Below are 10,943 nucleotides of genomic sequence, written 5' to 3'. Positions count from 1 at the left end.
CGTATGCCCGAAGGGGCTCAATCCCACGAAGGCGATCGGCAAGATCAAGGAATTGATGGTGCGGCGGGCTGTCTGAGTTTTAGCGGCGGCCATCCTGCCGCCGCGCTCTACACATCGATATCCATCAACGCAGAGCTTAGCGATTTGCCGTGCGCATCGAGCGCGAGTGAACGCGTCACGCCACCTCCAAGCGCTCGTCCGAGCACGAAATTAAAAGCGGCCAGCTCAGGCAGTTCATAGCGCACGACTTCCCCGCGCACGACGTCGCCCAGATGCGCCTTCACGCGATCCGCCGACAGCGTCTGCCGCAGATGCTCATAATGCCGCGCGTCGTGACAAATGACGGATACGTTCAGCGTATTGCCCTTGTCGCCGGTTCGCGAGTGGGCAAGTTCTCTCAGTTTCATTTCAAGCCTCCACGAATTCGAACATGGGATTCGTCTGCGTGCGTGGCAGCAGAATCGATTGCACCGCGAGCACTTCACGCACGGTCTTGGTCACGCCGCCGCCGCCTGCGGGTCCGTTGGTATAAAGCGTCTCCACCTCATTGCCGATGCGCGCCGCTTGAGCCGCAGACGCCGTGCGTCCCGCTACGCGCACACGTACCTCATAAGGCTCGCCACCGCGCGCGCCGGCTTGCTCGCCATGAAGCGAATCGACGCCGATCAGATCGAAGCGCAGTTCGCTCGTCTCCACACAGGTCAGGCTTAGCCGCTCGCGTACGATATCGAGCGCAAGGCGCCCCCGCGCGAGCGCGCCCGGCCCGCCATAAGAAATCTGCCCCTCGCCGATAAAACCGTCCACATACGCCACCGATACCTTCAGCGTATCCGTTCGCGGCGTACCGAAGCCACCCGTCACGCGCACGCGGTCGGGCGCTTCCTCTGCCACGCGAACGCGCGTGAAATCGGCAACGACGTCGGGTTGCAGATAACGCCGCGGATCGTGGATCTCGTAGAGCAGTTGTTCCTTGCATGTCGCCTCGGTCACGCGGCCGCCCGCGTGCGGCACTTTCGTGATGACGACCGAACCGTCCGCGCTCACTTCGCCGATCGGGAATCCGAGCCGCGCGAGATTCGAGACGTCCTTGTAACCGGGGTCGGCGAAGTAGCCGCCCGTCACCTGTCCCGCGCATTCGAGCAGATGCCCGACGACGGTCGCTTGTCCAAGCGTGTTCCAGTCGTCCATGCTCCAGCCGAATTCATGGATCAGCGGCGCGGTAAAAAGCGAGGGGTCCGCGACGCGACCTGTGAGCACGATGTCCGCGCCGGCCGCAAGCGCCTCGACGATCGGTGACGCACCTAGATAAGCATTCGCCGATACGATCCGCTCGCCATATGACGCGACGCTATCGCCTGATTCCTCGAACGTAAAGTTGCCTTGCTTTACGACGCCGAGCACGTCGTCGCCGGTAACGGCGGCGATCTTTAGCCCATCGATGCCCAACGATCGCGCGATCTCCGCCGTCTTGCGCGCGGCAGCTATCGGATTGGCCGCGCCCATGTTGGAGATGATCCGCACGCCGTTCTTAGCGGCAATCGGCAGCACGGCCGTCATGCGCGCTTCGAGCAGCGGGTCATAGCCGAGGTCCGGATGATTGCGCCGCGTCTGTTGTGCAATTGCGATCGTGCGCTCGGCGAGGCACTCGAATACCAGATAGTCGAGCGCGCCGTGCTCGGCCAGTTCGACCGCTGGTTCGATCCGGTCGCCCGAATAGCCGGCGCCCGCGCCGATGCGCACGCAGCGTGCGTTTTGAGTTGCAGTCATCGCGTTAGTGTCCATGATGTGGCTCGCACCCTCACAAAGGGAAAACGCCGAGCAGGACGCACGCGATCGTCATGACGATCGATGCGCCGAACAGCAGCGGGAACGTGAATTTCTGATGGTCGGCGAGGTCGATGCCGCACAGGCCGACTACGAGGAACGTCGCGGGCGTGAGCGGGCTGACCGGGAAGCCCGTCGTCATCTGCCCGAGCAGCGCCGCCTGTCCGACCTGCACGGCGGGCACGCCAAGTTGCCCGGCCACTTCCGCGACCACCGGCAACACGCCGAAGTAGAACGAATCGGGATCGAACAGCATGCTGAGCGGCATCGACACGAGCCCGAGCACTACGGGGATGTGGCTAGCCATCGCGGGCGGCACGAAGCCGACCGCCGCCTGCGCCATCGCCTTGAGCATGCCGCTGCCTTGCAGCACGCCTGTAAAGACGCCTGCCGCGAGCAGGATGCCGGCCATCATCAGCGCGGCGCGCGCATGGGCATCGATGCGCTTGCGCTGCATGTCAACGTTCGGATAGTTCACCATCAACGCGACGCACAGGCCCACCATGAACATGATGGCGGGCGGGATCTTCTCGCCCATCGCCACCATCGTGCCGAGCACGATCAGCGTGAGGACGATGTTGAACCAGAAGAGCTTCGGGCGGCGCAGTGCCTGCTCTTCCGGCGTGAGTTCACGTTTGGGCATCGGGATCGAACCATCTGCGTGCGCGTATCCGAGGCGCTTTTCTTCGCGGCGTCCGAGCCAGTACGCCATGCCGAATACGAACACGAGACCGATCACCTGCACCGGAATCAGCGGATTGAAGAGCGACGAAATCGGCAGATGCAGCGACGCCGACGCGCGGATCATCGGCCCCGTCCACGGCAGGAAGTTGATGCCCGCCGCCATCGATACGGCCGCGGCCAGCACGCGCCGGTCCATGTTCAGGCGATCGTAGAGCGGCAGCATCGCGGGGATCGTCACGAGGAAGCACACGGCGCCCGAGCCGTCGAGATGGATCAGGAGCGCGAGGAGCGTCGTGCCCATCACGATGCGCGTCGGTTTCGTGCCGACTGCTTTCAGGATGCGGTCGATGATCGGGTCGAGCGTGCCGGCGTCGGTGATCGTGCCGAAGTAGAGGATCGCGAACACGAACATGCCGACGACGGGCGCAAGGCTCTTGAGGCCATCGATGACGAACTTGCTCGTCTGCAGCCCGAAGCCGCCGATCAGCGACGCGGCGATCGGCACGATGATCAGCGCGACGAGCGGCGACATGCGTTTTGAAAGGATCGCCGCGAGCAGCACGACGATGGTGGCGAGCCCCAATAGTGGCAGCATGGCTTTGTCTCCGGATTTGTCTTTTAGTGTGGTTCAGCGTAATTTGTTACCAGCGATAGATCAATTGAAATGATTTGATCGCAGCATTCAAGGAACGTAATGGATCTGAGCCTCCGCGACATTCGGGCGTTCGTCGCCGTTGCACAGACAGGCAGCTTCACGCGTGCGGCCACGCGGCTGCATTTGTCGCAGCCGGCGCTCACCGTGCAGATTCGGCGGCTGGAGGAAACGGTTGGCGTGCGGCTGTTCGATCGCAACAGCCGTAACGTCGCGCTGACGCCGGCGGGCCGCGAGCTGCTGCCGGTGCTGCAGAAGTCGCTGCACGACATGGAGCAGGTGCTCGCCGATGCCCGCTCACTCGCCAATGGTTCGAGCGGCACGGTGCGCGTCGCGTGCCTGCCGACCTTCGCGGCGAGCCTCTTGCCGGACCTCATTCAGGACCTGAAGAAGGCGGTGCCGAGTGCGGGATTTCAGATTCGCGACGTGGTCGCGAGCACGGTGAACGCGCTCGTGCGCAACGAGGACGTGGATATCGGTCTCACGGGAGGCGAACTTCCTGAGGACGCATTCGATGTGCTCTATACGGGCGTCGATCGGCTCGTTGCGGTGTGTCCGAAGGCCCATCCGCTTGCGCGTCGGCGACGCATCGGACTCGAAGATCTTGCCCGCGTGCCGCTCGTTTTGACCGCGCAAGGCACGAGCGTGCGCGCGGTGGTCGATGCGGCGCTCGCGCACGCGCCGTGCGCGCCGGTGATCGCGTGCGAGCCGACGTACATGATGACCGCGGTCGCGATGGTGCGCGGCGGCCTCGGCGTGACGATCCTTCCCGGCACGGCGCGCGAGGTGCTGGCGGAACCCGGGCTCGTCGTTCGCCCCATCGACGATGCCGCGTTCGTCCGTCCGATTGCGCTGATCAAGAAGCGCGGGCGGACGCTGCCGCCTTTGACGGAGCGCTTCGTTGCGGCAATGCTTGCGCGTATCGGGGACGACCCGTCTGCCAGCAGGCAAGGAAGAAGACGCATTACGTCGCGAACATAGACTCAATGTCGGCCGGAGGATTGGGCGGCGCCCCGCATCCCGCTATTGTCATTTCCACGCAGTCGACGACGAACACGGCTGCTGTCACCCCACATCAGCTTCTGGAGACGAGGAAATGGCGACCCCTAATACGGCGCCGCTGACGTTTCAGCGCGCCCCCCACTTGCCCCGCAACTGCACCTTCGATGCACGCGACTGGGAAATCCTCAGCCAATACTGGCACCCCGTCGCGTTCGCATCGGATGTCGCGGACAAGCCACTCAGCGTGAAGCTGCTCGATGAACCGCTCGTCGTTTTTCGTTCGAATGGCGAGCTCGTCGCAGCGCGCGACGTCTGCCCGCATCGCGGTGCGCCGCTGAGTCAGGGTTGGGTCGAGGACGGCAGCATCGTGTGCCCTTATCACGGACTCAGGTACGGTTCCGACGGCAAGTGCAACCACATTCCATCGCAATCGGACGGCCCGATTCCCGAGCGCCTGCGCCTGAGCACCTATGCGACCCGCGAAGCGTATGGATTGATCTGGGTGAGCTTGGGCGGTGGCACGCAGCCGTTGCCCGATTTCCCGGCCTGGGATACCGAAGGCTTCCAGCAAATCCTGCCGCCATCGATCGACATCAAGGCATCAGCGGGACGGCAGACGGAAGGCTTCATCGACGTTGCACACTTCGCATGGATTCACCACGATAGCTTTGCGGATCGGCACAACCAGGTGGTGCCGCAATACTCGGTGGAACGTCGCGAGCGCGGGATGAGCGCTGAGTATGTGAGCACCGTCAGCAACTTCCCGAAGTCGATGCAGCATCGCGCGCCGGAAGGATACCTTTGGCGCCGCGTGTTCGAGGTGGACGTGCCTTTCTTCGCGCGCTTGACGGTGGACTTCCCCGAGGGCGGACGGCTCGCGATCCTGAACGCGGCGAGCCCGGTGTCCGCGCGCATGACGCGCCTCTTCGTGCCGATCGCGAGAAACTTCGATAAGGATCTTCCGCTCGATGACGTCTATGCGTTCAATCGCCAGGTATTCGAAGAAGATCGCGCAATCGTCGAATTGCAGTGCCCGGAAGACCTGCCGATCGACCGAAGTGCGGAAGCGCCGATTCTCGCGGACCGTTCGTCGGGTGCTTATCGACGGGCGCTTGCCGAGATCGGTCTCGGCCAGGCGTACGTGCGCTGATCTCACGCGGAGAAACATCATGAAAATCTGGGAATGCGTGATCTGTGGCTTTCGCTACGAAGAAGCCCTCGGTTTGCCCGGCGAGGGCATCGTGGCGGGCACGCGTTGGGAAGATGTTCCGGAAAACTGGATCTGCCCCGATTGCGGCACAGGCAAACAGGACTTTGAAATGCAAGTGGTGACGGCATGACATCCGATATCGATTTGCCGGTGGTCATTGTGGGAACCGGCATGGCTGGCTATACCGTCGCGCGCGAATTGCGCAAGCTCGACGCCAAGGTGCCGATCGTTTTGATCAGTGAGGACAATGGCTGCTCTTATTCGAAGCCCGCGCTGTCGAATGCGCTCGCGATGAAGAAGCATCCGAAGGATCTCGCCAATTTCGACGCTGCCGCGATGAGCGCGCAATTGAATGCGAGCATCGTCGTGCACCGAAAGGTCGAGCGCATCTTGCCGGATGCGCACGAGGTGATCGTGAACGGCGCGCCTTTGCGTTACGGAAAGCTGGTTCTTGCGCTCGGTGCGGAAGCACGGCGCGTTCCGCTTGCGGGCGATGGTGCTGACGAAGTGCTATCTGTCAACAGCCTCGACGATTACGCGCGCTTCAGGGAGCGTCTTCAACAGGTGCATTCGGTCGCAATACTTGGCGCGGGTTTGATCGGCTGCGAGTTTGCGAACGACCTCGCGCTCGCGGACTTCCAGGTGACGCTGATCGACCCGGCCGGCACGCCGCTTTCTCGCCTGTTGCCCGAACGTGCAGGTGCGACCTTCGCTAGCGCGTTGAACCGGCACGGGATCCGCTTGCATCTACGCCGCAACGTGACGTCCGTAGAAAGATCCTCCGATGGATTTAGACTGCTGTTCGCCGATGGCGAAGCATTGTCGGCGGACCTCGTCGTATCGGCGATCGGTCTGGTTCCGCGGACTGCGCTTGCATCGGCTGCGGGTCTGGCGATCGAGAACGGGATTCGCACGGACGCCTGGTGTCGAACGAGCGAACCCGATATCTACGCACTAGGAGATTGCGCTGCGTTCGAAGGCAAGGTGCAGCCGTACGTGTTGCCGATCATGCATGCGGCACGCGCGCTTGCACGAACATTGAGCGGCGATCCGGCGCGTGTCGATTTCCCTGTCATGCCGATCACGGTCAAAGCACCCGCCTCGCCGACGGTTATCGTTCCGCCGGCCGAAGCGGGTGCGTGGCTCTATGACGGCTCTCTCGATGGTCTGAGGGCGGTGTGCGAAAGCTCCGTCGACGGGAGAACTACTGGCTTCGCATTGTTAGGCCCCGCGACCCAGGGTAAAGCAGAACTCTTGAAGGCAATGACTCGCGTTCAATAACGATAACAACGCAGCTTCCCCCTGACCGACCCGCGTCGCGGTCGTCCGGCAGCGTGCAGGGACTGTCGCCCGGATATGCATGAGACGATCGCATTGGCGCCGCAAGTTTTGCTTGCGGCGCTTTTTTATCTTAAGCGACAAGCGTTTGTGCGACGCTCGCCACGAGCCGACGCAGCCACACAGACGCAACGCTTCGATGCGCGCGTTCATGCCAAAGCTGATAGTACGTAAGCGCTGGCGCGCCACCGGGAATCGGCTCGATGCGCAGGGGGAGCAACCGCGCATAGTGTGAGGCCAAAGCGCGCGTCGTCGTGAATAGCAGATCGGAGCGGACGAGCACATAAGGCGCCATGCCGAAGTAGGGCAGCGTGGTAGTCACTGTGCGCGTGAGACCATTGCGCGCGAGTTCGACATCGATGGTGCCCCACGCGGTCGTGTTGTAGGTCGTCACGGCGAGATGCTCCGCCTGCTCGTAAGCATCCTTCGTCAATGCGCCCGTCTTCACCGGATGCCCGGTGCGCATCAGGCAGACGAGTTCGTCCCGACAAAGCGGCTGCAGATGCAGATGCTCCGGCGGCGTCCGCCAGTTGCCGATGACCAGATCCAGAAGCCCTGTTTCCAGGCCGTTTTCATAGCCACCATCGACCATCATCAGATGCTTGAATTCGAGCTTGGCGCCGGGCGCTTCCCTGTGGAACGCGTCAATCACCGCAGGCACGAAGAACACGTCGAGATAATCCGGCGAGCCGATCCGGAAGGTTCGTGTGCTTGAAGCGGGATCGAATGCTGTGTTCGGATGGAGGATCGCGTCGATGCTGCTCAGCGCCTGCGCGGCAGGTTCGATGAGCGTCAACGCGTGACTCGTCGGCACCATGCGGCTTCCGCTTCGCACGAGCAACGGATCGCCAGTGAGTTCGCGCAGCCTGCGCAGCGCGATGCTGACCGTGGGCTGAGACTGCCCGAGTTGCGTGGCCGCGCGCGATACGCTCGATTCTGTAAGCAGCGTATGGAGGACTCTGATCATGTGAGAGTCGATGCTTAGCTTGGACATTGCGCTTGGGACCTGTCGCTCGGGGGAATCGCATTTTTTAGGCGGGTATATTTATCGTTTTAGCCAATCTACATCGAAATATACGGACGTATATTTCGACGGTCAATGTGCGCCCCTGACGGGACGTCCGCCAAAGCCCCGTATACCGTGGATCATGCGCTATTCGATATGTCAAAGATCGACGGACGACTATGGGCTAGCATCAGGTGGGACGAGCACTTCGCGAGGCGCGGGCTTCGACAGGCGCATCACGCGATTGAACGGCGTGGCGATGGCCAACGCACCGCCTGCAGAGCCGCACAGCATGCTTTGCGGCATGCGCGCGGTGGCAATCAGTTCGTTTCGATCTGACGGACGATTCGATGCATGAGTGTTCGAATGAGTCGATACCGGCGTGCGGATGCACGCCGGTTGAGAGCGCTTTGAACCCGTTACGCCACCTTGAACCGGCTTGCCTCCTCCGAGCCCTCGGTTGCGTTGCCTGCCGAATACGAGTGAGCGCCGACACCCGCCAGGCGACCACCGTCCACGATCAGATATTCGTCGCGGATCGGCTTCTTGCCGAACCAGCATTCGAGGATCTCACGCGTGCCTGCCGCGTAGCGTGCCTGCGCGGACAGCGTCGTGCCCGACGTGTGCGGCGTCATGCCCTGATGCGGCATCGTGCGCCACGGATGATCGCGCGGTGCGGGCTGCGGGAACCATACATCGCCGGCATAGCCCGCGAGCTGTCCGTTTTCGAGCGCGCGCACGATGGCATCGCGATCGACGATCTTGCCGCGCGCTGTGTTCACGATATACGCGCCGCGCTTCATCTTCGAGATCATGCGCTCGTCGAAGAGGTTCTCCGTTTCCGGATGCAGCGGACAGTTGATCGTTACGACGTCGCACACCTTCGCCATCGACTCGACATCCGGATGCCACGTCGCGCCGAGTTCGCGTTCGACATGCTCCGGCAGACGATGGCGGTCGGTGTAATGCAGTTTGACGTCAAAGGGCTTGAGCCTGCGCAGCACCGCGGCGCCGATCCGGCCGGCCGCGACGGTGCCCACATTCATGCCCTCGACGTCGTACGCACGCGCCACGCAATCAGCGATATTCCAGCCCCCTTTCCTGACCCATTCATGCGACGGCAGATAGTTGCGTACGAGCGAGAGGATCATCATGACGACGTGTTCCGCCACGCTGATGCTGTTGCAGTACGTCACTTCGGCGACAGTGATGCCGCGTTCGATAGCCGCTTGCAGATCGACGTGGTCCGAGCCGATGCCCGCGGTCAGCGCGAGCTTCAGCTTCGGCGCCTTTGCGATGCGTTCGGCCGTGAGATACGCGGGCCAGAAGGGCTGTGAGATGACAACTTCGGCATCCGCTAGTTCGCGCTCGAAAACGGAACCGGAGCCGTCCTTGTCCGATGTCACGACGAGCGTGTGGCCTTGCGATTCCAGATATTTCCGCAGGCCGAGTTCGCCGGATACGCTGCCGAGCAACTCGCCCGGCGTGAAGTCGATCGCGTCCGGCGTGGGCGCGGTTTGACCGTCGTGATACTTCGTGATGACGGGGACATCATCGCGTGCGTACTTGCTGGGCATGCCATCGACGGGATCGTCATACAGAACACAAAGAACTTTGGCCACGATTGTCTCACTCCACTTTGATGGGATATGGAACGGCTTTGAACGCCTTTGCCGCTTGATCGGTTTCGCGCATGTGCATGCGACCGACGAATCCAGTTTCGTGGAGCGAGCGTGACGAGTCCAATCGTTTGATCGAATCCTTTGATAAGCGCAGGTTATGAAGTCGTGCCTGTCTTCGGCTTGCGTATGCGAGGGCGCGATTGGTTCGATGCTGCGGGAATCGGCAGCAGTGAATCGAAATGACGCTGCAAGTCGAGTTCGGCGGCTGCTTCCCACATCGCCGCGACGATCGGTGGCATGGCGGCGGCGTTGCGCGTCACGAGGCCGATGTCGCGCGTGAGTTCCGGCAAGAGCAGCGTCGCGCGGCTGGCTTCCAAAACGCTCAGGAGACTATGAGGAAGCACGCTGTGCAAGCCCGCATGCTGAACATGCGAATACAGGTCGAGGATCGAATCGGTTTCGACGATGACCATCGGTTGAATCCCTGCTCTCCTGAAGGCCGCGTTGATCACCTGTCGGTTTTGCATTGCGCTGTTCAAAAGGCAGAACGGCAGCTTGCCTATGGCGTCCCATCGGTCGATGCCCGCGTCGGCGCCTTGCGTCGCGTCTGGCGGCGACAGCAGAATGTACCGCTCACGATACAGAGAGAGGACTTCGAAGCCGGCCTGCACACGGTCGTCGAGGTAGGTGAAGCCGATGTCGAGTTCGAAGTCGTCGAGCTGGCGCAGGATGGCGTCGGAACTGAGCGAGTGCAACGAATAGCGAATCGCTGGATGCGCGCGCCGGCATGCGCTCGATAGCAGCGAGACGACAGGCATCGTCGTAGGGATCACGCCGATTCGAATGGTGCCGCTCAGTCGAACCTGTGCTGCGGACGCGTCCTGGCGCATGTGCTCGAGCGTCGCCAGCGTCTGACGCGCCCAACCGAGAACGCGTTCGCCGTCTTCGGTGAAGCCCAAGAAGCGGCGACCGCGCTTGACGATCGTGAGGCCTAGTTCGGCTTCGAGGCTTCTGATCGCCGATGAAAGTGCCGGCTGCGAGACGTTGCAGATGTCCGCCGCGCGCGCGAAATGCTCTTCGCGCGCAAGGGTGACGAGGTAGTCGAGTTGACGAATGAACATCTACGGTTCCAGGTGTCGGCCATGTTCGCACCATCTCCGAGCGAGTTGCGCGGTGCGAACCTGGGCCGGTTTTTCTTGTGACGGGCAAACGCCCGCGGCGCGTTGACCCATGGCCTTTGGCGTGCCGATATATCCGTAAAAATATAGCGTATGCTTGAGGGCGACGCCATCGTGGAACCTCCGTGCGCCGGAGCGGTTCAGCCTGGTTTCGAATGCTGCATCGCGTCGATCGCTGGAGTTTTCGCTGCGTCGAGCACCGCTAGCGGGTCGGGTTTCGCGTTGGCGGTCCCACAGCATGGGATCAGAGGAAGGCATTGAAGTGCCAACTCTGGTCGTCAGGAGACGCGAGGAGCACGCACATGAATCATGCAGAAATGCAGTTTCTGAATATCGAGTTCCCTTATAAAAAGCAATACGGCAATTTCATCGGCGGCGAGTGGGTTGCGCCGCTAGGCGGCGAATACTTCGACAACATCTCGCCGAT

At 62.0% G+C, this 10,943-nt stretch carries 10 protein-coding genes and 1 pseudogene; 5 read left to right on the top strand and 6 right to left on the bottom strand.

The window, feature by feature from the left end; genetic code table 11:
- Nucleotides 1-76 (top strand): annotated as a pseudogene (gene sdhB / locus AWB65_RS33255) (succinate dehydrogenase iron-sulfur subunit); the annotation flags it as partial.
- 31 nt (nt 77-107) lie between these two features.
- On the opposite strand, the gene AWB65_RS33250 reads toward sdhB, so the two are convergent.
- The 3 genes from AWB65_RS33250 to AWB65_RS33240 are packed head-to-tail and all read right to left on the bottom strand — an operon-like array spanning nt 108 to nt 3,103.
- A complete protein-coding gene (locus AWB65_RS33250; RefSeq protein WP_087671061.1) occupies nt 108-407 on the bottom strand; it encodes an AtuA-related protein in 300 nt (99 codons plus the stop codon).
- Nucleotide 408: 1 nt separating this feature from the next.
- The gene (locus AWB65_RS33245) at nt 409-1,767 is read right to left on the bottom strand and encodes an acyclic terpene utilization AtuA family protein (RefSeq protein ID WP_087671060.1); all 1,359 of its coding nucleotides are present in this window, start codon (nt 1,765-1,767) and stop codon (nt 409-411) included.
- 31 nt (nt 1,768-1,798) lie between these two features.
- Nucleotides 1,799-3,103, bottom strand: coding sequence for a CitMHS family transporter (locus AWB65_RS33240; protein WP_087671059.1), 1,305 nt, complete (start codon nt 3,101-3,103; stop codon nt 1,799-1,801).
- Between the two features lie 99 nt (nt 3,104-3,202).
- Between AWB65_RS33240 and AWB65_RS33235 the strand changes: the two genes are divergently transcribed.
- The 4 genes from AWB65_RS33235 (at nt 3,203) to AWB65_RS33220 (ending at nt 6,653) form a co-directional block, all read left to right on the top strand.
- On the top strand, nt 3,203-4,141 hold the full coding sequence (locus AWB65_RS33235) for a LysR family transcriptional regulator (RefSeq protein ID WP_087671058.1): 939 nt from the start codon (nt 3,203-3,205) through the stop codon (nt 4,139-4,141).
- Nucleotides 4,142-4,256: 115 nt separating this feature from the next.
- Nucleotides 4,257-5,312, top strand: a complete 1,056-nt coding sequence (locus AWB65_RS33230; RefSeq protein ID WP_087671057.1) for a Rieske 2Fe-2S domain-containing protein — start codon at nt 4,257-4,259, stop codon at nt 5,310-5,312.
- Nucleotides 5,313-5,331: 19 nt separating this feature from the next.
- Entirely contained in the window at nt 5,332-5,502 is a 171-nt protein-coding gene (locus tag AWB65_RS33225; RefSeq protein WP_087671056.1) for a rubredoxin, read from the top strand.
- Entirely contained in the window at nt 5,499-6,653 is a 1,155-nt protein-coding gene (locus AWB65_RS33220; RefSeq protein WP_087671055.1) for an NAD(P)/FAD-dependent oxidoreductase, read from the top strand. The genes AWB65_RS33225 and AWB65_RS33220 overlap by 4 nt, the downstream gene beginning before the upstream one ends.
- A 130-nt stretch (nt 6,654-6,783) precedes the next feature.
- On the opposite strand, the gene AWB65_RS33215 is transcribed toward AWB65_RS33220, so the two are convergent.
- From AWB65_RS33215 to AWB65_RS33205, 3 genes are all read right to left on the bottom strand, one after another.
- Nucleotides 6,784-7,704: a LysR family transcriptional regulator gene (locus tag AWB65_RS33215; RefSeq protein ID WP_087671054.1), complete on the bottom strand. Its 921-nt coding sequence runs from the start codon at nt 7,702-7,704 to the stop codon at nt 6,784-6,786.
- Nucleotides 7,705-8,135: 431 nt separating this feature from the next.
- Nucleotides 8,136-9,338 carry an NAD-dependent formate dehydrogenase gene (locus tag AWB65_RS33210; RefSeq protein WP_087671053.1) on the bottom strand — a complete coding sequence of 401 codons (1,203 nt, stop codon included), beginning with the start codon at nt 9,336-9,338 and terminating at the stop codon, nt 8,136-8,138.
- Nucleotides 9,339-9,493: 155 nt separating this feature from the next.
- A complete protein-coding gene (locus tag AWB65_RS33205; RefSeq protein ID WP_087671052.1) occupies nt 9,494-10,459 on the bottom strand; it encodes a LysR family transcriptional regulator in 966 nt (321 codons plus the stop codon).
- Between the last annotated feature and the right edge of the window lie 484 nt (nt 10,460-10,943).

The organism is Caballeronia humi, from assembly GCF_001544475.1.
In the GTDB taxonomy this organism is placed as follows: domain Bacteria; phylum Pseudomonadota; class Gammaproteobacteria; order Burkholderiales; family Burkholderiaceae; genus Caballeronia; species Caballeronia humi.
This window is presented reverse-complemented; position numbering and strand designations above follow the sequence as displayed.